The organism is Citrobacter sp. wls710 (assembly GCF_005281115.1).
Classification (GTDB): domain Bacteria; phylum Pseudomonadota; class Gammaproteobacteria; order Enterobacterales; family Enterobacteriaceae; genus Citrobacter; species Citrobacter werkmanii.
This window is the reverse complement of the sequence record NZ_SZXD01000033.1, coordinates 1-23,147: the sequence shown is the minus strand read 5'-3', so window position 1 is coordinate 23,147 and position 23,147 is coordinate 1. Positions and strand designations below refer to the sequence as shown.

Sequence of the window (23,147 nt, the reverse complement as noted above, 5' to 3'; positions counted from 1 at the left end):
GTGATTTAACTCAGTGAAACAGTGGTTGAAACTGACGCACCGGTATCGGTACGCATCCCGGTAATATCGACATACATTTCGCCAGCGTCGCCGGTCTCAAAGCTGATGGATGTAAGCCTGATGCGTGGCTCCCACTTCTGGATCGCGGCATAGCACGCCACCATGATTTGCAGCCTTAGCGCCGGGGTTTGCGGCATATCAATCAACGCAGACAGGAGCGAGCCATATTCACGACGCATAACCCGCGAGCCGACCGGCGTCAGCAGAATGTCGCGCATGCTCTGGCCGATATGCTCACTGTCACTGATAGCGAGGCCGGTATTTCGGTTCATCCCCATATAGCGAGCTGTCATCTGATGCCCTCCGTCCAGCTCCCGCCCCGTTGCACGCCGCCGTGACCGTGGTCATCAACCTGCACACCGTTTGATTTCAACGTGCCATCGGTATGTTCGATGTTTCCACGCATGGTGCCGCCTTTCTGCACCTCAAGCGTCGCCGTCGTCAGTTTGTTGGTGCAGACCACCTCCGGGGTGTCGAGGGTGATACGCTCTGCCGCTTTGACCAGCACCACCGGCACGGTGGCGGTGATGGACTCCGATGCCGTCACATCGGCAGTCTTGATGCCGCTGACCGTCAGTGCGCCGCTTTCCGGCTCATACTCAATAACCGCGCCATCAGGGAACACCACATGCCACGCATCCGCTGAGGCTGACGGGGCGGGGTTATCGTCGGAAAAAATCCCCGGCAGCACGAAAGCGGTATCAAGCTCACCACCAATCGCCAGCAGCAGTACCTGCTCACCGACCGAGGGAGCCCACCATGTACGCGAACGACCGGCGCGGGTAGTCAGCCAGTTCAGCCATGTAGTCTGGATCCCGCCGCTTTGTACGCGGCACAGCCCTTGCACAGTATCGACCTCAGTCACCACACCTGAGCGGATGAGGTTGCGAATTGCGCGCGCGAGTTCCTGTAGAGTGGATAACGTATTCATAGTGCAAGAATGCCTCTGGTCTGGAGCCGCGCCAATTCGCGCGGCTCCGGTGATGGCTCACACAATATTTATTTGCCGAGGTGACTGAGAATGACGTCTTCAATCATCTGCTCATCGTCGCGAGTGAAACCGAGTAGCGGGCGCGCCTCGTACTGCACCTCCCGGCTGTTGCGGTTTGGCCGGTCTTTGAGGCCATACTGATGCACCCGCGCCATGCGCTGCACTTTGCCGGTAAATTCCACCACCGCCGCACTGTCGCTGCCTTTGGCTTTCATAAAGCGGTTAGTGCGCAGTCTGGCGAACATCTCGCGTTTAATGCGGCCTTTTTTGCTCCGCACCGGCTGGCGCTTTCGCGCCGCATACGGGGTGCCGTCGGGTGCCTGCTGCCGCTTAATGCGTTGTTGCTGACTGGCGCGCAGCTTTTTCGCAATCTCAGCCGCCATTTGACGACGCGCCGCCGGTGACAGGCTGGCAATCAGACCGGCAAGACGTTCCTGCAACGCGGTTAACTCACTCATCCCACTTACTCACCAGTTCGCCGTTAACGTACAGCTCGACCGGGCGCGTCACCGGCTCAGGCAGCGGCGGCTCAGGGGCATAGCTGACATGCAGCGCGCCGTCGACCTCTCTGACGAGCGTGCGCTCAGTGAGTCTCAGGCTGATACTGATATCGAGCGAATCGTCGTTATTGATATCAATCATCCAGGTGAATCCTTTTTCCCGCCCGTCGTCGGTGGTCATAATGTCCGGCTGATGTTCACGCAGCCACGCCTGCACCGGGACGAATATCAAATCGAGGTCGCCGGTGAAGTCAGTCACCACCACGTTAAGCACGTACACCTTTTCAAACGACAGCGAGCTCGCCAGTCGGGAATCGGTATGGCCGTTGTCGGCAAACAGGCGCAGCATATCGGGGTTATTTCGGAGCTGCGGCACTGCGTTAATCAGCGCTTTGCGCAGGCTTTTGTGCTTCTGCATCGAGTTCATCCTGACAGTGTTTGACGGTTTTGACCTGCAGCGCACAGGCAGTCAGCGCGCCCTCAAGACGGCGAATATCCGCGCTCAGGTCACCATTTGTTTTCGGGTCACTTCCCGGCATCGGGCAAAGGCTCACCTTCGGGCATCCGTTGACCACAATCACCGGCGCTGGCGCAGGCGGGGCGGGTGTGCAGCCGACGCACAACATCAGGCAGAGCAGCGTTATACCAGCGGCGAAAGGCTTCATTTTCATTAAGTAACCTCGTTATCGTCTGCTCACGGCGGCTGGCTTCTGCGCTTGCCTTTGCGAGCTGTTCGCGCAGTGCCACCTGCGCGGATTCATTACGTCGGGCGAGCTGACCGGCAACACTGAGCTGATTTTTCAGCATGCCAATCGTCGTCTTTTGCTCGCTCGCGACACGGTTTGCCGTCTCAAAGGAGCGGGATAAATTGCCGTTCTCATGACGCAACCACAGCAGCCCGAGCACGGCCAGCACAAGCAGCGTTATCAGGACTTTCATGCCACCACCCCGCCAGCCGTGCGCCAGACAGTGACCAGTTTTTCGAGGCTATGCTCGCGCTGGCCGTAACCGGCACCCGGTAATGACGCCCAGATATTGCGACAACGGGAAACAGCACGCTCAATACGCCCCGCCCGGATATCATCAATAGCGCCACGCTCCCGGATTAACTGGATCGCGAGCTTGTCCTGCGACAGTGGGCTGAAATCAGGCAGTGAGAGCTGTTTTTTATAGTGCGGCCAGAACAGATAAAGCTGCTGGTAACGCCCCGATGCCGTGGATTTCTCGCCACGGCGATTAAACACTTTCGGTGGTCGGCCATGTGCGAAAGGGTGGTCGCTGTAATCGGTGAAAATCTCTGGCTTACCATCAAGGCCGGTGACAATGACGTCATAGCCACGGTTTTTCGTCAGCGGATGGTTCGCTGTTCCTTCGGAATACGCCAGCATGTCCAGAAAGGCGGCGATATTCTGGTGAGTATTAATGACCGGCATCGTCTTCCCCTTTCTGTGACTTAAAGCGGCGCTGTATGGCGATTTCCACCACCTGATAACCGGCAATGCCGAGCATGGATCCAATCCCGCACACGGCAGGCAGTGACATATCAGGAAACTGCACCAGAACAACACCGGCGACCATCGAAACGAAACCGCCGAGCAGCATGCGTCCGACAAACAGGCGCGGGGTGATGGGCTCACCACCTGCCAGCACTTTCCCGACAACAATCATCACGCCAATCACAAACAGTGACAGGACGCCTTTTTCCCCTTCTGTCATGGTTTACTCCCAAAGATTGATAGTGTTAGTTACTGGTGAAGACGGCACGTCGGGCAGGTCAATCTCCGTACCATGCGGCAGAATGACACCCAGCTCAGACAGACCCGGATTGGCCTGCAGCACCCCCTCGACCACACCCTCAGTGCGTCCGTAATGCCGGGCGCAAATCGCATCGAGGGTGTCTCCCTGCATTGCCCGGACTTTCATCAGAGCTGACCCACAATGCAACGCGGCTTGTCCTGCAGGCGCGCAACCGACCAGCGCATATCCCGCCACAGGTCATCAATGGTGGTTTCCACACTGTCGGCTTTTTTGTCACCCTTGCCGGTGGCCTCAACGCCGCGATAGCGCTCATACAGGGTGGCGGTTGCCATCGCCGTCACGGCGCTCAGGTAGTGGAAAACACGCACATTCTCGCCGTCGATTTCCTCGGCAGGCACGTCGGCCAGTTGCTTAAACCCGGCGGCAGTCTGGCGCAGCCGGTAGTCGTAAAGCTCCGCATTGGTCTCTGCCATGCCGGTCTTGATGGCATTGCGCAGGCGCGCATCGGAAACCGTCTGCTCAAGGCGCATCAGTTCGCGCACGCGCTTCGGATCCACATCAGGGAAAAAGAACGTGTTTTTAATCACTGCACCGCCCGTCTCCGGTGCGGGAATCACCACGCCCGGTACGTCCTGCGGTTCGTCGGGCTGGTTCAGAATCACTGTCGTCATGACAACCTCATCAGGTTGGGCGGTGGACGCCGGTCGCCGTCAGGTCTTTGCCTGCTTTGACCGGCGTGCCGCCCGGCTCGGGGAGCGTTTAGTTAACCGGCGGTTTTTGCCGCCTTTGGTGGACGCCCGCGCTTTGCTGCCGGTCTGGCGGCAGGTTGGCGCGTGCGCGGTTTAGTCGTTTTACGGGGTGCGGCCTCTGGCTTTGGCTTCAATGCCCGTTCCAGTCGCTCAATCTCCTTGCGCACACCGGCATTGCGGTCGAGCTGCATCGCGCGCTGAAACTGCGCCAGCGCCTCGGCATTCATACCGGCATCACGCAGGGTCAGGCCTGTCACCTTATGCAGACGGGCGCGCACCATATCGGGAACGTCAGCACCATCGGTCAGGTCGATAGTGGTCTGCAGCCAGGAAAGGTCGACAGACTCACCGGCATCGCGCAGACGCTGCGCGGCAAGCGCCACTTCCTCAACCAGCATGTAAGGTGTTGTGCGGCGATGGTCAGAGGTGAGGCCGTATTTCAGCGCGTAGGGGGCAATTTCCAGCGCGCCAGCGATATCACCAGCATCGAGACGCCACAGCATGACGGTCATGACAATGTCATCCTGCGCACCACGACCATCAGCCAGCACACCAGCGACCCACGGCGCATAGAACGGCAGCAGCTCGCGCTTTTTCTCGGCTTTACGTTCGTTTGAACGGATGTTTTTTAACGTGCGGCGGTCATCGGCCAGCTTAACCAGCATCTGCTCATAGGCGGTTGCATGGCGCAGCGGGGCTTGCTCCCGCTGCGCGGCTTGAGAGGCCGAGACCCGCATCATGTGACGCTGTGCGGGGCTCGTCATGGTTTAGGCTCCGCTTTCCGGTGCTGCAGGTGCGGTGAAATCGCCCAGGGTGATGTTTTCCAGCAGGCACCCGGCGGCATACGCCTCGACCACGTAGTCGATATTCATCGACTCGTAGTTTTCAACGCGGTCTTTTTTCGGGTTTTCATCAATGCTGCGGCGGTGGCTCTCATCCATGAAATAGATAGAGAGGTTTTCCAGCGTGGTCACTAACACGGCATTCGCCGGGAAGTACGGCACGCGCACAGCGGGCAGGTTGCCGATTCGCTTCTGGCTGATGATGATATCTACCGCGAGCGCCTCGCTGTTTTCCTGCGGCTTGTTCACCAGCGGGAAATATTTGTCGGCCAGCAGCTTACGGCCAACGATGGCAACGAGTTTCGGGTCATCCTGATAAACCTCGTCAATCAGGTTGTTGGTCGCATCCATCACCAGCGCGTCGAGGTTCTCATAGTCGCCATTTCGACCGACGCGAATCACTGCTGAAACGACCTTACCGTCAGCGTCAGTGATGTTGCTCATCACGCGCGTCGGGGCTTCATTGCGGTATTTCTGCAGCCAGCCGACGGCCACATCCTGCAGCATCGGATTTTTGGTGCGGTCAGAGGTGGCGGCGCGGGCGGTACCGTTAAAACCGGCCATGATGAAATCGAGCGCCTGACGCTTGACAATGGCGTCGCGGATGCGGCGCTGGAAGTCCTGAAAACGCGCCCACAGGTCGAGGGTTTTATATTTCAGATGGAAGTCAAAATTAATCTGGTCGCACTCGTACTTGTTGGACTCAAGCGCGGTGAAGTCTGCGGTCTTACGCTCATCATCGCCTGAGGTGTCGGTCGTGCTGGCGATAGTACCGGTCACACCGACGCCGATTTTCTCCCCCTTCATTTCTGCGACCGGCAGGATATTAATCGTCTGCAGAAACGCGGATGATTCCTGCACTTTGTTCATCAGCGTTTGCGTGACGGACGGCTCGACGGTGAATTTTTTACTGACGTCATCAGTGCTGATGCCGTTCAGCTCAGCGACGCGGGTCAGATAGGCATTGAACTTAAAACGGGTTTCCGGGCGCATAGTATTTCCTGTTTGAATTTATCGGTTAGTCACTGCATCGGGCGGGGTTGCCGCCCGGTTTCGGGTCTGCGGTTTATCAGCAGTCGGTCAGCAGCTCATCGCCACCACCGCCGCTGGCTTTCGTGCGTCGCGGCTGGCTGAAACTTTCGGTTTTATCGAGGGTGGTTTTCAGGGCGGAAAATGCCTGGCTGGTTTCTTCAACCTTGCCGGTCAGTTCCTGTTTGAAGGTGGCAAGCGCGGTTTCCATATCGGAAATACGCTTATCCTGCGCAGTGAGGTTGGTCTGCACATGCTCGCTGACGGCGGTCACCGCTTCATGCACATCATTCATGCGCGCATCGTCGCTGACCTGTTTACGGCTGAAAATGGCTTTCACCTTGTCAGTCAGGGCGGTAAATACCGTTTCCGGCTGGTCTTCAAACTCAAGCTCCGCAAGCGTTGCCGCTGAAATCAGGTTTTCAGGATTAGCTTTAAAGCGGTTAAGCGGGTTGTGTTTTGCATTGCGACAGAATTCGAGGTATTCGGTGCCGAGGCTTGCCGGGTCATCGGTCACAGCCAGACCAACGAGATAGCATTTGCCGCTGTTGCTGAAATTCGGCGCAATTTCCATTGAGGTATAAACCTTCTGGAGTGCCTTATTCATTGCGACTAAATCGTCGGATGGGCTGATTTTTGCGAACAGTGCCAGCTTTCCGTTAAGCGCGGAGTCATCTTCGATTTTCTCCGCTTTCAGTTCGACCACATCGCCATAGCGTTTGAACGGGCTATCAGGAAACACGCTTTTGATGTGCTCAAGATTGATGCGGCAACCGTAGACGCGCGGGTCAAACGTGTCGGCCATTTCCTGAATATCACTGGCGCTGATAATGCGCCCGTCGCAGGTATCACCCTCGACGCCGATGCGAAAGAATTTTGAGACTTTTTTTGCCATTGTGAGGAGTCCTGAGGTTAGGGTTACTGGTCAACGCCAGTTTCCAGACTCAGGGCACACCAGACCACTAACGACGGCTGGACAATCGCCCACACAACAGCACCTTAGCGAATCACTGACGGCCATTAAGTAGCCTTGCCCTGAATCCACTACGGCGAGGCATCAATGACCATTTCCACCGATACAACCTTGTTGCATGACCCGCGACGACAGGCATCGCTGCTTTACTGGCAGGGCTTTTCCGTGCCACAGATTGCCGAAATGCTGCAGGTCAAGCGCCCGACCGTGCAGAGCTGGAAGCAGCGCGACGGCTGGGACGGCATCGCACCGATTTCCCGCGTTGAAAGCAGCCTTGAGGCCAGGCTGATTCAGCTCATCGCCAAGCCGCAAAAGACAGGCGGCGATTTCAAAGAGATTGACCTGCTCGGGCGGCAGATTGAGCGGCTGGCACGCGTCAACCGCTACAGCCAGACCGGCAACGAGGCCGACCTTAACCCCAACGTCGCCAACCGCAACAAAGGGGAGCGCAAAAAGCCGAAAAAGAATTTTTTCAGCGACGAGGCTATCGCAAAACTTGAAGAAATTTTCTTCGACCAGTCTTTCGAGTACCAGTTGCAGTGGTATCGCGCAGGGTTGGAGCACCGTATTCGCAATATTCTCAAATCCCGCCAGATTGGCGCGACATTTTACTTTGCGCGTGAGGCGCTGCTACGTGCGCTCAAGACCGGCCACAATCAGATATTTTTATCAGCCAGTAAAACGCAGGCTTACGTGTTCCGCGAATACATCATTCAGTTTGCGCGACTGGTCGACGTCGACCTGACCGGTGACCCCATTGTGCTCGGTAATAACGGCGCAAAGCTGATTTATCTCGGCACCAATTCCAACACCGCGCAGAGCCACAACGGCGACCTGTTGGTCGATGAAATATTCTGGATCCCGAACTTTCAGAAACTGCGCAAAGTCGCCTCTGGCATGGCTTCGCAGAAGCACCTGCGCTCAACCTACTTTTCGACCCCCTCAACACTGGCGCACGGGGCTTACCCCTTCTGGTCGGGTGAGCTGTTCAACAAGGGGCGCGCCAGTGCCGCTGACCGCATCGAAATCGACATCAGTCACCGCGCGCTCGCCGGTGGTCAGCTCTGCGACGATGGTCAGTGGCGGCAGATTGTCACCATTGAGGACGCCCTTGCCGGGGGCTGCACCCTGTTCGACCTCGACCAGCTCAAACGCGAAAACAGTGATGATGATTTTAAAAACCTGTTTATGTGCGAGTTTGTCGACGATAAGGCATCGGTATTCCCGTTCGAGGAGCTGCAGCGCTGCATGGTCGATGTGATGGAAGAATGGGAGGACTTTGCCCCGTTCGCCGACCATCCTTTCGGCTCTCGCCCGGTCTGGATTGGCTACGACCCGTCGCACACTGGCGACAGTGCCGGGTGCGTCGTGCTCGCGCCGCCGGTGGTCTCGGGTGGCAAGTTCCGCATGCTGGAGCGCCACCAGTGGAAGGGCATGGACTTTGCCGCACAGGCAGAGGGCATCCGAGGGCTTACCGAAAAATACAACGTCGAATACATCGGTATTGACGCAACCGGCCTCGGTCTCGGCGTGTTCCAGTTGGTGCGCTCATTCTACCCGGCGGCACGCGGCATCCGTTACACACCTGAGATGAAAACCGCGATGGTGCTCAAGGCGAAAGACACCATTCGCCGTGGTTGTCTGGAGTACGACGCCGGGGCAACCGACGTCACGCAGTCGTTTATGTCGATTCGCAAAACCATGACCAGCAGCGGGCGCAGCGCCACCTATGAGGCCAGCCGCACTGAGGAAGCCAGTCACGCCGATATCGCATGGGCGACCATGCACGCCCTGTTAAACGAACCGCTTTCTGCCGGTAGCGGCATGCAGCCTAAATCAATTCTGGAGTTTAATTAATGAAAAATAACGTTTTCTCACAAAGCCAGATTCAGGCAATGGCCGATATTCTGCACAATGACAGCTTTGACTATCAGGCAACATGGCTGCGGGTTGGAAAACTCAATATCGATCGCAGCATCACCAAATCGCGCCAGATTGGCGCAACACATCTCTTTAGTCGTGAGACGCTGCTCAATGCGCTGACAACAGGCGATAATCAGGTCTGGTTTGCTCACACCATTGAGCATGCACGCGTGGCGCTGATGTACATGAGTAACTTTTCGGCGCGCGTCGGCGCCCGTCTGTCGAGCAACGGCTACAGCCTGCAGCTCGACGGCGGTGCGGTTATCAGTTTTGTCGGCGAGGAGTCCCATTGCGCCGCGCTGGCGGGTAATGTCTACCTTGATGAGTTTGGATGGTTCAATAACCCGTTAAGGGCGGCAAAAATCGCGGTGGCTATCGCCTGCCATAAGCGCCACAGCCTGACGATGTTCACCTCGCCCTCTGATAATCATGACGCTTTCCGGGTATGGAACGGCACTACCCGCAGGCACCGACCGTCACCGCTCATCAATACTGGCGACAGCGTATTTTGTACAGATGGTGTCTGGCGTCAGTCGGTCACACTGGATACAGCATGCCAGCGCGGATGCAATCTCTTTGCACCTGAGGATATTAAACGCGAATACAGCGACGATGATTATCGTATGCTGTTTGGCTGCGACTGGTCTTTAGCGGTTGCAGCGGGTGAGGTGAAAGCATGAGCAAGCGCAAGCCACGTAAAGCAGCAGCCATGACTGCCAGCGCCCCGCAAAAAATGGAAGCGTTCACTTTCGGTGAGCCAGTGCCGGTGCTCGACAAGCGCGATATTCTGGATTACGTCGAATGCATCAGTAACGGCAAATGGTATGAGCCGCCGGTCAGCTTCTCCGGTCTGGCAAAGAGCCTGCGCTCTGCCGTGCATCACAGCTCACCGATTTACGTTAAGCGCAACGTACTCGCGAGCACTTACATTCCGCACCCGCTACTGTCCCGTCAGGATTTCAGCCGTTTTGCGCTCGACTATCTGGTATTCGGCAACGCCTTTCTTGAGCAGCGCCACAGCGTCACCGGCCAGTTAATCAAGCTACTGACCTCACCGGCCAAATACACCCGCCGTGGGGTTGATGATTCGATTTTCTGGTTTGTGGAAAACTTCACGCTGCCGCATGAATTCGCGCCTGACACCGTGTTTCACCTGCTGGAGCCTGACATTAATCAGGAGATTTACGGCCTGCCGGAATATCTCAGCGCGCTTAATTCTGCCTGGCTGAATGAATCCGCGACGCTGTTCCGTCGCAAGTATTACCAGAACGGCGCGCACGCGGGTTACATCATGTATGTGACCGACCCGGCGCAGAGCGCGACCGACGTCGAATCGCTACGCGAGGCGATGCGCAACTCGAAAGGACTCGGCAACTTTAAGAACCTGTTTTTCTACGCCCCCGGTGGAAAACCGGACGGCATCAAAATCGTGCCACTGAGCGAGGTCGCCACAAAGGATGACTTTTTCAATATCAAGAAAGCCAGCGCCGCTGACCTGATGGACGCGCACCGCGTGCCGTTCCAGCTTATGGGCGGTAAGCCCGAGAATATCGGCTCACTCGGTGATGTTGAGAAGGTGGCAAAGGTATTTGTGCGCAACGAGCTGTCGCCTCTACAGGACAGGTTCAGGGAGGTAAACGACTGGCTCGGCATGGAGGTAATCAGGTTCAAAGAGTACACCCTCGACAACCCGGAATAACCCCCCTCAAGCCGCCAGCATGGCGGCTTTTTTCACACCCCGCCACCATCACGCCTCAGACGCGCCACACGCGCACGAACACACACGACCACCAACGAAGCGACAGCAACCACGATAGCGCCATTACGAGGCGCTCAGACGATAATTTTTATCATTACGCACCACCTCTGGCGCGCAATGCTTTCCCCGCCACGCCTGCCCGCTTTATGGGTCGGTTTTAATGCAGTTGAATGACCACTCTGGATCCGCACCAGCTCTGGCGTAGGCTAACAAAGTTTGACTAAAAAACCGAATGCAAAACCATGCACTACAATGCATGGTTTTCATACAATTATATTAATTTCCCATTATCAGTCGCTACATAGCTCACATTGAGTGATCGATCTTCAGGGTTAAAGTATCTTCCAACGATCAAATCAGTGTTGTCATACTGAGGATTAATTTCTGATGTTGCATAAATCAACTGAAAATCATACTCATATGTTTCTGCTTCTTGAACTATGATTTTCTGCAAATTGTGGCTACGCTCTTTCTCCATACCACCATCATCAATCCCGTCCAGCATTAAGAAACGAGGTAATCTCATGTAAGGTTTTTCAAGGCTTGCAGTAAGAAGCGCTAGATGGAAAATATGCCTTAGCACTACAGCCGAACTCTCTGAGAAATTTTTAGAACCGTTCACATACACTTCATTATCAACAAAACTAAAATTAATTTGCTTAGGGTCAATAAATTCAGTTTGTAAAGGAAGGTCTAGTTTTAAAAGCCTCGTCATAATAGACTCAACAGTCTGAGAAATATCTTTCTTCCTGCTTTCCTCCTTGCTTTGCAAAGATTCTATGAGAGCCTCCAATCGCTCTTTCTCTGATTGCAAGTCATCGCGATTTTTTTGTAACTCAGAAATTACATCACTCAGCTTCTGCGATTCATACGCTTGATTAATTTCCTCTTCAATCCTACCAAGCGCCTTAGTCAGCGCTTCAAACTCTATTTCGTAGGCATTTTCCCATACTGTTGAAACAGCTTCATATTCTCGAATAAGAGCCTGAACATTTTTCTTTAGAATTGGTGCCTGGAGCTTCAACTCTTTTAACTTTTCAATATTATGTTCGAGCAAGTACCTTGACTCTTTCAACTGTACAGAAATTTCATTTTTCATTCTCAATAACTGCGGGGCTTCACTTCCTTCAGATGTCTGGCTTTTACACAGCGAGCACTCCGCCTCAGAGGAGCTATGAAGCTCACTCAAGCAGCTTGGACAAAATTGAAACTGTACATTGCTGAAATATTCTCTAGCTATACCCGACTCATTTAGCGCTTGGAACCTTGCCTCTAATTCATTAATAAACATCTCTGAATCAGCCACCTCCATCTCCAATACATTAATGTGGTCGGTGTTTTTAACTTCCTTCTCTTTCGCTTTATTCAACCGTTTACGAAGATTATCTGTTTTTTCTCTATCAGATTTTTTATTATTCCCTTCAGATACTGCACGGCCTTTTAGATTATTTAACTTGTTATAAATATCATTTTTCTCTTGTTCTAAATCAGCTATCCTTTGTTCAATGAAATGAATATTTTCTGATTGCCCAGAACGACCTAATACTGTAAATATACTTCTTAACTCTGTGACTTTAGTCGATAGTTCAGAATCTACCTGCTTGAGTCTGATTAGCGAACTATAAAGAACATCATCAAATATACCGCATAAATAATCCCCAACTGTTTCCCGTGTTAGAGCTTTATCAAAATTATCGTTCCTGAATATAGGGCTATGAACCGAAGGTTGATCCGCGTAAAGTACACGAAGTATTTGATGCATAGTTAAAATTGACGCACCTTCTCCCTGTGCCAAAGGCATATCCAAGGCATGCAAAATTACCTGGGAAAAACTCAATGATTTCTCTGAACGCTTGAAAGGATATAATTCCCACTGGCTAGGCGAGGATTGTAATGCTTCATCCATCCCCCCCCAAAAAATACTCAATGGCCGCATGGATTCCTTACTAATTTCCCTTCTGAAACATGCAGGCCTATCATTCAAAAGAACTTCAACCAGGGTAAAAGTGCATAGTAGGGCTTGTGGTTTCCACCTAATGTTTTCTGCACCAATAGAAAAAGCAAGCAGATCCATAATAGTCGTTTTGCCAGAACTATTACGTCCTCTGATGACATTTACACCCTTGTGAAAGTCGCAACTAAATGCTTCTCGTCCATTTTGAAATACTTTTAGCTTACTTACAAAAAAAGATGGATTAAGAAAAGTCATATCTAAACTCCATTAAATTCGTTCTATCTTTAAGTCCATCCTTCCCTGTCAGATGGAATTGCGACAATTGTCTTATGATAAAAGTATAAATTTCTTCTTTTGCATTGAGAAAATCGCGCATGGATAACAACAAGCCATCAGGTATAGATTTATTCGTTCGCTTGATAATGTCTCTTTCTAGAGGCGTTATCTCAATCAATCCAGTAGCGGCCAAACATCTAATTGCTGCCATTTGAATTTCGTGCATATCTCGAAATGTTGATCTAATGTTAATAGGGTTTCTATAATCATTAGAATATTTCTTGGACTCTTTCTTTATTTCATTGTAATTATGAGGCATCCTAATCTCGGAAACTAAAGCAGGAAATATAAGATAAAAATCTAAAATCCTTGCCTTGTCTACCTCAATTTCATTTACGTGATCTATTAACGCAATCATTCTAAAAAGACAATGATACGCATCATATGCCGGATGATAAATTAACATTTATCCCACCTTATATGACAATTACCACCGAGAAAAAACAATAACCCCAAAAGATCTTTTGCAGTCAACTCCAATAGGTTTTCACCTAAAGACATATATAGATCATCAATAATCGAGCTTATTTTTTCATCAACAATTATTCTTGGGCTCTCGGCTTCTATTAGTGGTGTTACTTTCATTATAAAATCATAATGGATCTGATCTAAAATTATTACAAATATCCGTTGGGCTGTTCTCGAGGTTTGGCGACGCATTATCGCTTTCGTAGCCTTTTCCTTCATCTGCTTCGCCACAAATAACAAATCTTTTCTATTGCTTTCAATTAGCTTTGCATCCAGCCCCCGAACATCGATTTCAGGTTGAAGAGACATATAATGCTCAAGTTCAGCACAAAATGCTGAATTGGAGTCACCAGAGTCCCCTCTCTTCAAACGCTCATAGAGATCCTGTATCTCGCGATTAGTTCCCTTTGCAGCGTACTGATGGATTATCTGATTGGTCTGATTACCCGCAATAATGCTGCCATTGGCTACGGAATTGCCCGACTGTTCGATAGACACACGAATCCCTCTTAATGCGAACGATCCTGGTTACCACCGACAATGCTTCCGTTTGTAACACTGTTACCAGACTGAGTCACTGTCTTATTATTCGAATTTTTCGTGGTATCGCCAACTTGCTTACGCGACGAATACACAATTCGAATAGACCAACCAGCGCCAAGCCCAACGAAAAAAGTGATGATATGTGTAATCCAGTCCATTCTGATATCCTTAATGTAGATTTTATGTACGCATATTAAATTGAATACGCCTTGTCTACAACTCATGAATATCAACTACATATGAAGGATATACTGCATACTATTTATCTAGCACAAAAAATCAAAGAAGCTAGTCAAATCCATGACTGCTATCTGCGTTATCATTCACATGTGATGCAGAAAAAAACACAGAAAACCCTTTGTTTTTTAAGATATTTCCTTTCGCAATCTCCGCAATTAACCCCAACGCAATTTCACGGTCCCTTTCCTGACAGGCCCCCTCAGCAGTAAGACGCGCAATCATCTCGACCCGCTCAATCATAACGTGCTCGCTCAGCTCTCTATCCACATAACCTCCAACACGAGATACTGTACAAACATACAGTATCACGTATTGATAAAAATGGAAGAAAAAAATCAAGATTTAATAATACGTATGTGCATGATAGGAAAAACTATTAATGTCAATTTTTCACTACTGATTCGGCCAAAAATGCAACGCGATTGAGGATTTTTCTTGCTTGAGAGCAATATGATGGCGCAGCAGAAAATAGCTCACCTTTGGACGTTCCCCTCAGCCATTTACCGTCAAAACAACTTTTACCGCCAGACATCAGGTGCAGGGCTTCGCCCCGGCTGATAGTGATGCCGGTTGTCAGATGTATCTCGTCGATAATTTTCGCTACAACTGCGTTTTGCTCATTCGTTCCGTGAATGAATTTTCGCCGCATTTGTGGCTTTTGCTTCCTGAGTCGGTTTGTCAGCTCTCGTCTTTCACGTCGCCTCAGTGGTTTTGATAAATCGAGTTCCGGTGGATCGCTTTCGCTTCCCGTACAGTTATTGACAGAACTCCGAGAGGGCGCAGGAGCGCCCTTAACGTCAACGGCCAAATCAACGGCACGCTTCGGCACAATTTTCCACTGCGTTAACCGGGTTAAAATCGGAGTGCCAGCCCCAACAGCGGAATCGTACACGCCACGGATGCAGACGGTTTCCTCACCATACTGGTTAAACTCGGCGCGCGGTTCATACAGCGTGCGCACCTGCAAATCATCACGACGGACAAACGGACCACCCTGCGCATTGACATACCCAGCCCAATCACCGGCATCAGCGGCGTCATGAACGGCGGCAAACTCAATACTCAAGCCGTGCGCGGTCTCGGTATCAGCGAGACGACGCAACTCACGGTAGACCGTCACAGGCGCACCGCCGATAAACTGAAATTGCCGGATGTGCCAGCGCGCCGCCCATGCTGAAACAGCGGGGGCTGTTTCTTTTAGGAGCTCACCGCTTTCGTCATCGGTTTCGCCATCGAGAGCATAGCCGTCGATATTTTTGGAAATGTATTTAGCGACATAGCCGGTAGCGCTGCCCTTTTCTGGGTCAATGGCTTCGGCATGGAAGCGTGCCTTTTTGGCTTTATCGCTTTTCAGTTCGTGGTGGTCTTCCTCCCACGCATAATCGCGAATAATGAGGCGCACACGCTCAACGTCTTCCGGCAGCATAAACATAAGCATGTGCCAGTGAGGCGTCCCGTCGTGATGAGGCTCGGCAACACGGATGCCGAAAATGCGGATTTCTTCCCGGTGTAGCTTGGCGCGTATGCGCGCCCAAAGGCTGGTGAGATAACTCTGCGTGTCCGACGGGCTGGCACCGTTCCATTTGCTGTTACGGTATCCCGCTTTGGTGGTGGCGTGATATTTAGACGGTGCAGTCAGAGTGTAAAACTCACCGACATAACCGAGCTCATTGCAGATATTTTCAAACCCACGGATGCGGGTCATCAGCTCACAGCGACGTATTGCAGGGTTAGCAACCGAGCCATCGTATTTTTCAATCAGACTGATGCGGTTGCCGTCTTCGTCTTCGAGTTCCAGTCCTTTAAGAAATTCACGCGTGCGGCGCTTCTGCTCGCGCCAGTCGGTCACGCAGTTTTTACTCGCGTATGCGTGTCGTTTTTTGCTGACATTGCCGACTGCAATTTGCAGATGTTCGCGCCATGCAGCCGCAATGCGACGTAAACGACCGCGCCACCAGACATCATTAAACATGCGCATGATTGCTGGTGCCGCTTTGTCCTGGTCAAAGTATTTTGTTGTCAGTCCCGCCCAATGAGGAGGAGTAACACCAAATTGCAGCGCAATTAGTCCGGCGCGCATGTACCAGCCATGTAATGTCGCCAGCTCGCCGAAATCTGAATCAGCGTCATCATGTTCCGCCAGTTCAGCACGAATAAAATTAGCGACATCAGCAGCCAGCAAGTCAATGTCGGCACGCGACATATCCGGGAGGCGGTTGTATCTGGCAACCATATTGACCATACGTGATGCCAGATACTGCATATATTTCGTATCGAAATGACCACCGAAAACAGCGCCTGATACATCGCTGCTGATGCCTGCACACTCATATTTTTTGGCGACCAGTTCAAGACGCGGCAATGCCTTTTTGCAGAAGCTGATTAAAAAAGCATTGGCTCGTTGACTGCCCTGATTTTGCTCCAGCACCGCAGCGGTTCGATAAACATCAAAACGCACGCACTCAGGCTGGAGGGAAAGCATTTTTCTCGCATGCAGCAAAGCCGCGAACATGCGGTCGCGGCGATGCTGTTGGTCATAGGTGAGATATGGGCTGGCTATTGCCTGTTTTGGAAAATTCCATACAAAGGCATAATCAATCTCACCCGTAGCTTTTGCTGAGACAGGAGTGTCTATGACTTTATTCACTGAAGAAGATCCCACCCAACGCCGCTATGTTGATTTGATTACAGAGGTGACGCCTTTCGAAGCTACGAAAGAACCAATGAAGATCATTTCCGCATCCGACATGCTGGGCATTTGCGATGCTTTTCTTGCTGACACTCAATGCCACATAGCAGACCGGCTACCTCTTTCAATAGGTGGTCGGCGTGAGCTAGGTCGGAAAATTGAGTGGAATTGTCCACATAGCTGGAAACCACGCGAAGAATGGTCAACACATGTTCGGCACGCCTTACAAATTTTAAATCGACGTTATTTGGATACCCCAGTATCTCCACAGGATGACTGGCAGACCTGGGAAGAACTATCGACAGATATTCATGTGTCGGCTCGCTGTGTTCGGCAGACTGTTGAGTTTTTTCGCTCTGGAAATCCCCAGCATTTACCGATGTCGACTGAGCTTTTTGCTGTTCCCGAAGTTTTTTCAAAATTTGTAGCTTCGATTCTTTCGGGTGACATTCACCCTGTTTGGATGTGGCATGCTGACGCAGCCAAAACGCCGAGATGCTTTGATGGGCTTTATCCCAAATACACGCCGCTTTCTTGAGCTGGCTTAGTGGTCGGGTAGTCATATTGCCCCCCGATAGTGTTTTGCTTTCAGCTCTTCAACCTGCTGGCAGGTCACGCACAAATCCACGCCCGGAATCGCGATGCGGCGAGCTTCCGGGATTGGTGTGCCACATTTTTCGCAGAAAAAACGGGAAGGCGCAGTGATACGGCTGCGCGCTTTGTTGATGTAGCGCTCGCGGTCTTCCTGCTCACGCTGTTGGGCTAAATCAATTGTGTCGGCCATTAGTGCAGCTCCTGTGATTCGTTTTCGTAGCGGGTTGCTTCACGGCGCAGCAGTTCAGCCGCTTCAATACCGTTTAACCCTTTGTTGGCAATATGGGTTGCCAATGCCTCAAGGCGAATTGAAACTGCAAGCGCGCGACCTTTGCGCTCCTCACGCTTGGCAATATCAATCACAGTCATAAGTGGGTCAGTTTCGGCTACAAACATTTTTGGTAATTCTTTCTGCATTGTTCTTTCTCCTGAATTTGGGCAATAAGAAGCCCGGCGGGTTTACGCCAAGTAATTACGTTTAATTAATTAACTATATCCAAATACAACAGCAGGCTTGCTTTTTAACTGCTTGATGATTTCGGCTTTTAATCCATCCTTAAATTCTTTGCAGCACTCCCACTCAGGGTCAACGCGAAGTATTGCGCCGTCGCGGGTTTTAATTTCAAAACCTTCCTCCATATTTGGAATCATGGCACCCAAAACAATTCTTAATTCATCGCGTGACATGTTTCACTCCTTTAATTACAAAGTGGACAATACGAATAATTAAAAAGCCTGACGATTTCGGCGACTTTGTTTTCAGCCCTTTTAATAATTCGGACTGTGAGCGGCACGGGTGCCAGCGTTTGCCGTCCTTACCTGCGATCCAGCCGTGGCCGTAATGCATGCCGGGGCTTTGCTTAACGAGCAGAGACGCGAATGACGGTTCACTTTTCAGCATATGCACCTCAAATCAGACCAAACGATGCGCCAATACCGCTCATGGTATCGACCACGCTCGACATTGCTGGATTAGTCTGCAGACGTGCATGCAGCGCCAGAGCCGACAATGACAACATGCGAATGCCGGAGTTAACGCTTTCAATCATGTTGTGCTTACGGGCAGTAGTCAGACGTTCATCAGATACCGCACCGCTTGCCAGTTCGCCGAGTTCACTCATTGCGCGCATGACATAAGACTGCAATTTGTCTTTAGCCAGCTCATTAACTGGCACGCATGGCAGACAATGAATCTGCGCCAGAAAACCATCAACGAGGGTTGAGTCTTCGGTCAGGTCTGTCAGTGTCCATATCTCGCGGGGAGTTAACTGGTGCGGCTGTTCAGGGTTTAGCTTGTTATAAAGCGTATGAGGCTTGATGCCAGCCTTTACCGCTAGCTCTTTAACGTTGTGAGAGGCTGCAAATTTACTGCAAGCGTCATCAAAGTGTGTATGTGACGAAACGCGAAAATCTAACATGCTGCATCCTTATAATTCACATAAAGTGAATCAAGAACCAATAACGAGTTGAAAGCGGGAATGTCCCAGCGACTTGCGCAACTGCTCTTCTTTCCAGCGCGCGTAGTAAATGCGAACCATGCCGCTTGCACGTTTACGACCAGGCTTAATGACTCGCGGCTCGATTGGTATGCAAGGGTTGTCGCCAGTAGTCCAGCGACGAACTGTAGCGATAGAGACCCGCTCTAAAGCGGCAAACTCATGAGGAGAAACAATCTCACTTGGAATTTTCACAATTGTAATTTCAGAAGCCATATTGCATCATTCCCTGTTTATCAATAATTATCATTGATGCTCTTCGATTGTCAGCGATTATCATCAATGCATTACGGTTAAGCCGCATGTTAATGCGCAAAAGCCGCAATGGTCAATACTCGGATGCGAATTTTATGGAAATTGATTCAGAAATTAGTAACGAACACGTCTTAGATAGGATTTGTGAAATCTACGGATTTGCTCAAAAAATCCAGCTTGCACGGCACTTCAATATCGCGGCCAGTTCCCTGCAAAACCGCTACACACGAGGGGCTATCTCCTATGACTTCATAGTTCATTGCTCTCTGGAAACAGGTGCAAATGTAGAATGGTTGCTTACAGGTAAAGGGGAAAAGCTATCAGGCAGTAACCTCAAGGCATCTGTTGAATCTGATGAGTTAACAGTCAAATCATTCACATTAAGTGAAGGTCGATTGATTGACGGTACAGATTTGAGGATATCTAAGTCCCTCTTTAATCGACCGCTTAACAACCCACAATGCATACTGTCGGACAATGCGGCTCACTTTATTGAGACTGATGCCTTGCTGTCAGATGGTTCATGGCTTGTAGATATTGAGGGCGCAAAAAGCATTCGTGAGTTAACGATTTTACCAGGTAGAAAACTACACGTAGCCGGAGGGAAAGTCCCTTTTGAATGCTTGGTTGATGACATTCAAACATTAGGCCGCGTGGTGGGTGTATATAGTGAGGTGAGTTAATGACTGTCCGTAAAAATCCGGACGGAGGCTGGATTTGCGAGCTCTATCCAAACGGAGCAAAAGGCAAACGAATCAGAAAGAAATTCGCAACTAAAGGCGAGGCGCTGGCATTTGAGCAGTACACCGTACAAAACCCCTGGCAGGAAGAAAAGGAAGACCGACGCACATTAAAAGAACTGGTTGACGCATGGTACAGCGCTCACGGTATTACTCTGAAAGACGGGCTAAAACGCCAGTTAGCTATGCATCATGCCTTTGAGTGCATGGGCGAACCGCTCGCACGCGATTTCGATGCGCAGATGTTTTCTCGCTACCGGGAAAAGCGGCTAAAGGGTGAGCATGCCCGTTCAAATAGGGTTAAAGAGGTTTCCCCTCGCACGCTTAATCTTGAACTCGCCTACTTCCGCGCAGTGTTTAATGAGTTAAATCGTCTTGGAGAATGGAAGGGTGAAAATCCGCTAAAGAATATGCGCCCTTTCCGCACAGAAGAAATGGAAATGGCTTGGTTAACTCACGACCAGATTGCGCAACTGCTCGGAGAATGTAAACGGCATGACCACCCTGATTTAGAAACCGTGGTAAAAATATGTCTCGCAACTGGCGCTCGATGGTCTGAGGCTGAGAGCCTGAGAAAAAGCCAGCTTGCGAAATACAAAATCACATACACCAACACGAAAGGCAGAAAAAATCGCACCGTTCCAATTAGCAAAGAACTTTACGATTCTCTGCCTAATGATAAAAAAGGTCGGTTATTTAGCGATTGTTATGGCGCATTCCGGTCTGCACTGGAAAGAACATGCATCGAACTTCCGGCAGGGCAACTGACCCACGTTTTGCGCCACACCTTCGCCAGCCACTTTATGATGAATGGTGGCAATATTCTGGTCTTGCAGCGAGTGCTCGGCCATACCGACATCAAAATGACGATGCGATATGCGCACTTTGCTCCTGACCATTTAGAGGATGCCGTTAAGCTCAACCCTCTGGCGGTGAGTGGCGATAAAGTGGCGGTAGAAATGAGTAATGATGATAATCATAGATAATTTTTGATAATCTAATTAACTGTTTTTAAACGCAAAGTATTGATTTTCGGTTGTTCCTGTAGGAACTCATAATCGCTTGGTCGCTGGTTCAAGTCCAGCAGGGGCCACCAAATAAAACAAGGGCTTAGATAAGAAATTATCTAAGCCCTTTTTCTTTGCGTCAAATTTGGGTCAGGTAAGGTTTTGATTCCTTTCTACCTTAGATATCAGAAATGTCATCCAGCCACGACTATCAGAGTAATGCTTGACTAAATCAGAAAGCCTTTAGCTCTGATAAATTACACTAAGTCTGGATTAACACCTTTTTAGTGGACGTGTTCATTATTACCAGCCGCCCAGAGAACGGTTGATGCCCTGAAGAGCTTGTGTCTGCTGCTGCATCAGCATCATTTGCTGTTGCTGCTGTATCTGCTGGTTTGCCTGCTGCATCTGCTGATTGTTATACGCGTCTTGTTGCGCTTGCTGGGCTTGCATCTGCTGCCCCATTTGCCCGATTGCCGCCCATGCAGCTTGTGATCGCGCGGTCTCGGCTTGTTCCTGAGAAAGCTGGTTAACACCAGCCTGTGAAAGCGCCTGGCAAGTTTCTTTTGGTACACTCAATACACCGCCGTGCGCATCCATACGTTTCTGTGCTTCATTACCAACTTCAAGCATACGATTTGAATCACCCGCCGCCATTGAATAACCGTAGGTGGTACAAAGTTCTGCATCAGTCATCTGCATAGCTGGTTTAAGTGGAGTCGTCGAGCAACCCGCCAGGAAAGATATGGAAACTGCTATTGCAAGGGCTATATTTTTTGCTTTCATCATCACTTTTCTTTTGGTCTGTTTTACACCGTAGAGCGGTTATTTACTTCCTGCCGCTTGCGGTATTGTTTTTGGGGTTTATGTTCCAGATATAAGCTGGATAACTGTACTCATGCTGCATCCATCACTATTATTAGGTTCTTCAGCATTGTAGCCACTGCCGGTTATCTGGTTTGCCAGTTGGCCGCGTTGCCCCCTGGACTTACTCATCCTGTACGTCACGATATTACCGTAGCGGTAGACACGTACAGTCTCGGTGCTAAACGTTGCAACAGTGGTGCTGGTTGTATACCAATGATTCATACATAGTGTTGGCACAATAAGAAACCTCTACGATAATTGCAGATAATGGTATTTTATTCATTTGAACTTTAACTCTATGATTTATCTTATCTCAGCCAGACTTATTTAAAATAAAAACAACTACCTATCGATTAAAACGGTACTAACACAATACAAGAATAAAAATCACAATATCAATCAATAACTATGCTGCATAAATATTTCTCATCACACAAATATAAACAACAATCACACACCCGGTTAACAGGATATCAATCTTAATTAATTTATATTTAATCTCGACTATTGCGGATCTAACAATTAAAAGACCCACGAGAAAACGTGGGTTAGCAATCTAATTAATCAGTATATTAGTTTTAGTAGCAGGTACCGCCTGCATGGTGGCTACCAGTACCGCCATGCGGATGAGTGCCTGCCGGGCAAGCTTTAGCCACGCCAGTGAATGCTGCGACAGCCAGAACGGCAGCAAGGATAATTTTTTTCATTTTTCGCTATCTCATTTTTGGAAGAATTCCCCGGCTCTGCGAGGAATGATATTTATCTGATTGTTGTAATAGTCTTGTACAACAAACTGCGAAAATCTACGGCAGCTTCTTCTTTTCAGCAACCCAAAAAAGATATCCATTGTGAAAAAAGCATGGAAGCCTGTGAAAACAAATTCCTTTAGCCATTCGTGCTTTGAAAAATTGTTTCAATACTTGATATGGAGTTAACAAATAAGAGCAGGAATGCCTCAAGCTCCGTTTATCATTCCGCGCGTTGCTATTTGGTTACAGAACTTTCCGGCCCAGTCTTAGACATTATCTAACCATTACGGTGCCACTCGTGAATATGCCCAAAAATCAAGGTTGCAGGCAGTTGATGTCTGATAAATTACTGCTCATACAACATGAGCAACAGCCCTGACTCCAACGCATCCATTTCAGCAGTTTCGGTAATATCCAGCTTATTCGCTAAAACCAAATCAACTGAACCAGGCTGATAACGCTCTGCCTGTTTGCATCGAAATGTGAAATGAGTACCAAGAAAAACAAGTAGGCGAGCAAAGAAGGTGTATCACGAGACACGCCGATTAAGGCAGTTACATACGAAAGGTAACCCTTCTGGACGCCGCCATCCTTAGTGGATTTGCCCCTATATTTCCAGACACCT

Annotated in this window: 32 protein-coding genes and 2 pseudogenes; 6 read left to right on the top strand and 28 right to left on the bottom strand. The window is 50.2% G+C overall.

Features of this window, described 5'->3' with window-relative positions:
* Positions 1-5: 5 nt before the first annotated feature.
* From FDX14_RS14725 to FDX14_RS14665, 13 genes are all read right to left on the bottom strand, one after another.
* Complete coding sequence (locus tag FDX14_RS14725) at positions 6-353, bottom strand: GPW/gp25 family protein (RefSeq protein ID WP_137349743.1); 348 nt, start codon at positions 351-353, stop codon at positions 6-8.
* A complete protein-coding gene (locus FDX14_RS14720) occupies positions 350-991 on the bottom strand; it encodes a phage baseplate assembly protein V (RefSeq protein WP_137349742.1) in 642 nt (213 codons plus the stop codon). Before FDX14_RS14720 ends, FDX14_RS14725 begins: the two co-directional genes overlap by 4 nt.
* A 68-nt stretch (positions 992-1,059) precedes the next feature.
* Entirely contained in the window at positions 1,060-1,509 is a 450-nt protein-coding gene (locus FDX14_RS14715) for a phage virion morphogenesis protein (RefSeq protein WP_023140001.1), read from the bottom strand.
* A complete protein-coding gene (locus tag FDX14_RS14710; RefSeq protein ID WP_039516547.1) occupies positions 1,502-1,969 on the bottom strand; it encodes a phage tail protein in 468 nt (155 codons plus the stop codon). Before FDX14_RS14710 ends, FDX14_RS14715 begins: the two co-directional genes overlap by 8 nt.
* Entirely contained in the window at positions 1,932-2,177 is a 246-nt protein-coding gene (gene lysC / locus FDX14_RS25305) for an Rz1-like lysis system protein LysC (RefSeq protein ID WP_231912255.1), read from the bottom strand. Before lysC ends, FDX14_RS14710 begins: the two co-directional genes overlap by 38 nt.
* Complete coding sequence (gene lysB / locus FDX14_RS25445; RefSeq protein WP_023140004.1) at positions 2,077-2,490, bottom strand: Rz-like lysis system protein LysB; 414 nt, start codon at positions 2,488-2,490, stop codon at positions 2,077-2,079. Before lysB ends, lysC begins: the two co-directional genes overlap by 101 nt.
* Positions 2,487-2,984 (bottom strand): glycoside hydrolase family 24 protein, encoded by a 498-nt coding sequence (locus tag FDX14_RS14695; RefSeq protein WP_023135263.1) that lies wholly within the window; start codon positions 2,982-2,984, stop codon positions 2,487-2,489. Before FDX14_RS14695 ends, lysB begins: the two co-directional genes overlap by 4 nt.
* Positions 2,971-3,267, bottom strand: coding sequence for a phage holin family protein (locus tag FDX14_RS14690; protein ID WP_023135264.1), 297 nt, complete (start codon positions 3,265-3,267; stop codon positions 2,971-2,973). The genes FDX14_RS14695 and FDX14_RS14690 overlap by 14 nt, the downstream gene beginning before the upstream one ends.
* A 3-nt stretch (positions 3,268-3,270) precedes the next feature.
* Positions 3,271-3,474 carry a tail protein X gene (locus tag FDX14_RS14685; protein ID WP_137349741.1) on the bottom strand — a complete coding sequence of 68 codons (204 nt, stop codon included), beginning with the start codon at positions 3,472-3,474 and terminating at the stop codon, positions 3,271-3,273.
* Positions 3,474-3,980, bottom strand: a complete 507-nt coding sequence (locus FDX14_RS14680; protein WP_000214253.1) for a head completion/stabilization protein — start codon at positions 3,978-3,980, stop codon at positions 3,474-3,476. Before FDX14_RS14680 ends, FDX14_RS14685 begins: the two co-directional genes overlap by 1 nt.
* Before the next feature lie 92 nt (positions 3,981-4,072).
* Entirely contained in the window at positions 4,073-4,822 is a 750-nt protein-coding gene (locus tag FDX14_RS14675) for a phage terminase small subunit (protein ID WP_137349740.1), read from the bottom strand.
* A gap of 3 nt (positions 4,823-4,825) precedes the next feature.
* Positions 4,826-5,893: a phage major capsid protein, P2 family gene (locus FDX14_RS14670; RefSeq protein ID WP_137349739.1), complete on the bottom strand. Its 1,068-nt coding sequence runs from the start codon at positions 5,891-5,893 to the stop codon at positions 4,826-4,828.
* Between the two features lie 76 nt (positions 5,894-5,969).
* Complete coding sequence (locus FDX14_RS14665) at positions 5,970-6,824, bottom strand: GPO family capsid scaffolding protein (RefSeq protein WP_052946311.1); 855 nt, start codon at positions 6,822-6,824, stop codon at positions 5,970-5,972.
* A gap of 165 nt (positions 6,825-6,989) precedes the next feature.
* Here FDX14_RS14665 and FDX14_RS14660 point away from each other — a divergent pair, with 165 nt between their 5' ends.
* The 3 genes from FDX14_RS14660 to FDX14_RS14650 are packed head-to-tail and all read left to right on the top strand — an operon-like array spanning position 6,990 to position 10,524.
* The gene (locus tag FDX14_RS14660) at positions 6,990-8,759 is read left to right on the top strand and encodes a terminase ATPase subunit family protein (protein WP_137349738.1); all 1,770 of its coding nucleotides are present in this window, start codon (positions 6,990-6,992) and stop codon (positions 8,757-8,759) included.
* Positions 8,759-9,505: a terminase large subunit domain-containing protein gene (locus FDX14_RS14655; protein ID WP_137349737.1), complete on the top strand. Its 747-nt coding sequence runs from the start codon at positions 8,759-8,761 to the stop codon at positions 9,503-9,505. Before FDX14_RS14660 ends, FDX14_RS14655 begins: the two co-directional genes overlap by 1 nt.
* The gene (locus tag FDX14_RS14650) at positions 9,502-10,524 is read left to right on the top strand and encodes a phage portal protein (protein ID WP_088168962.1); all 1,023 of its coding nucleotides are present in this window, start codon (positions 9,502-9,504) and stop codon (positions 10,522-10,524) included. The genes FDX14_RS14655 and FDX14_RS14650 overlap by 4 nt, the downstream gene beginning before the upstream one ends.
* A 331-nt stretch (positions 10,525-10,855) precedes the next feature.
* Here the strand turns inward: FDX14_RS14650 and FDX14_RS14645 are convergent, their stop codons facing one another.
* The 5 genes and pseudogenes from FDX14_RS14645 to FDX14_RS14620 all read right to left on the bottom strand — a co-directional run bounded on the left by FDX14_RS14645 (position 10,856) and on the right by FDX14_RS14620 (position 16,583).
* Positions 10,856-12,793: an ATP-binding protein gene (locus FDX14_RS14645; protein ID WP_137349736.1), complete on the bottom strand. Its 1,938-nt coding sequence runs from the start codon at positions 12,791-12,793 to the stop codon at positions 10,856-10,858.
* Positions 12,780-13,280 (bottom strand): ABC-three component system middle component 5, encoded by a 501-nt coding sequence (locus FDX14_RS14640; RefSeq protein ID WP_137349735.1) that lies wholly within the window; start codon positions 13,278-13,280, stop codon positions 12,780-12,782. The genes FDX14_RS14645 and FDX14_RS14640 overlap by 14 nt, the downstream gene beginning before the upstream one ends.
* Positions 13,274-13,840, bottom strand: coding sequence for an ABC-three component system protein (locus FDX14_RS14635; RefSeq protein ID WP_137349734.1), 567 nt, complete (start codon positions 13,838-13,840; stop codon positions 13,274-13,276). Before FDX14_RS14635 ends, FDX14_RS14640 begins: the two co-directional genes overlap by 7 nt.
* Before the next feature lie 369 nt (positions 13,841-14,209).
* Positions 14,210-14,392 (bottom strand): annotated as a pseudogene (locus FDX14_RS14625) (DinI family protein); the annotation flags it as partial.
* Between the two features lie 115 nt (positions 14,393-14,507).
* On the bottom strand, positions 14,508-16,583 hold the full coding sequence (locus FDX14_RS14620; protein WP_353698800.1) for a replication endonuclease: 2,076 nt from the start codon (positions 16,581-16,583) through the stop codon (positions 14,508-14,510).
* A 175-nt stretch (positions 16,584-16,758) separates the two neighbouring features.
* Between FDX14_RS14620 and FDX14_RS25200 the strand changes: the two genes are divergently transcribed.
* On the top strand, positions 16,759-17,352 hold the full coding sequence (locus FDX14_RS25200; protein ID WP_170973594.1) for a hypothetical protein: 594 nt from the start codon (positions 16,759-16,761) through the stop codon (positions 17,350-17,352).
* A gap of 21 nt (positions 17,353-17,373) precedes the next feature.
* Here the strand turns inward: FDX14_RS25200 and FDX14_RS14610 are convergent, their stop codons facing one another.
* From FDX14_RS14610 to FDX14_RS14585, 6 genes are all read right to left on the bottom strand, one after another.
* Positions 17,374-17,598: a TraR/DksA family transcriptional regulator gene (locus tag FDX14_RS14610; RefSeq protein WP_137349731.1), complete on the bottom strand. Its 225-nt coding sequence runs from the start codon at positions 17,596-17,598 to the stop codon at positions 17,374-17,376.
* The gene (locus FDX14_RS14605) at positions 17,598-17,804 is read right to left on the bottom strand and encodes a DUF2732 family protein (RefSeq protein ID WP_170916258.1); all 207 of its coding nucleotides are present in this window, start codon (positions 17,802-17,804) and stop codon (positions 17,598-17,600) included. The genes FDX14_RS14610 and FDX14_RS14605 overlap by 1 nt, the downstream gene beginning before the upstream one ends.
* A 90-nt stretch (positions 17,805-17,894) precedes the next feature.
* Positions 17,895-18,095 (bottom strand): hypothetical protein, encoded by a 201-nt coding sequence (locus tag FDX14_RS14600; protein ID WP_001550179.1) that lies wholly within the window; start codon positions 18,093-18,095, stop codon positions 17,895-17,897.
* Positions 18,082-18,309, bottom strand: coding sequence for a phage filamentation protein Fil family protein (locus FDX14_RS14595; protein ID WP_001550178.1), 228 nt, complete (start codon positions 18,307-18,309; stop codon positions 18,082-18,084). The genes FDX14_RS14600 and FDX14_RS14595 overlap by 14 nt, the downstream gene beginning before the upstream one ends.
* Before the next feature lie 7 nt (positions 18,310-18,316).
* Positions 18,317-18,826, bottom strand: coding sequence for a phage regulatory CII family protein (locus FDX14_RS14590; protein ID WP_061873355.1), 510 nt, complete (start codon positions 18,824-18,826; stop codon positions 18,317-18,319).
* Between the two features lie 30 nt (positions 18,827-18,856).
* Complete coding sequence (locus FDX14_RS14585) at positions 18,857-19,120, bottom strand: hypothetical protein (protein WP_074011536.1); 264 nt, start codon at positions 19,118-19,120, stop codon at positions 18,857-18,859.
* Between the two features lie 92 nt (positions 19,121-19,212).
* On the opposite strand from FDX14_RS14585, the gene FDX14_RS14580 reads away from it, so the two are divergent.
* Both FDX14_RS14580 and FDX14_RS14575 read left to right on the top strand, forming a co-directional pair.
* On the top strand, positions 19,213-19,842 hold the full coding sequence (locus FDX14_RS14580; protein WP_077950227.1) for a phage repressor protein CI: 630 nt from the start codon (positions 19,213-19,215) through the stop codon (positions 19,840-19,842).
* The gene (locus tag FDX14_RS14575) at positions 19,842-20,885 is read left to right on the top strand and encodes a phage integrase (RefSeq protein ID WP_057517732.1); all 1,044 of its coding nucleotides are present in this window, start codon (positions 19,842-19,844) and stop codon (positions 20,883-20,885) included. The genes FDX14_RS14580 and FDX14_RS14575 overlap by 1 nt, the downstream gene beginning before the upstream one ends.
* Before the next feature lie 324 nt (positions 20,886-21,209).
* On the opposite strand, the gene FDX14_RS14570 is transcribed toward FDX14_RS14575, so the two are convergent.
* The 4 genes and pseudogenes from FDX14_RS14570 to FDX14_RS25300 all read right to left on the bottom strand — a co-directional run.
* Positions 21,210-21,695 carry a hypothetical protein gene (locus tag FDX14_RS14570; protein WP_137349730.1) on the bottom strand — a complete coding sequence of 162 codons (486 nt, stop codon included), beginning with the start codon at positions 21,693-21,695 and terminating at the stop codon, positions 21,210-21,212.
* Positions 21,696-22,351: 656 nt separating this feature from the next.
* Entirely contained in the window at positions 22,352-22,480 is a 129-nt protein-coding gene (locus tag FDX14_RS25630) for a hypothetical protein (protein ID WP_256372417.1), read from the bottom strand.
* A 311-nt stretch (positions 22,481-22,791) separates the two neighbouring features.
* A pseudogene (locus tag FDX14_RS25660) lies at positions 22,792-22,958 on the bottom strand (cell filamentation protein Fic); the annotation flags it as partial.
* On the bottom strand, positions 22,949-23,147 hold a 199-nt coding region (locus FDX14_RS25300; RefSeq protein ID WP_212734835.1), incomplete at its 5' end, for a hypothetical protein. The gene FDX14_RS25300 and the pseudogene FDX14_RS25660, both read right to left, overlap by 10 nt.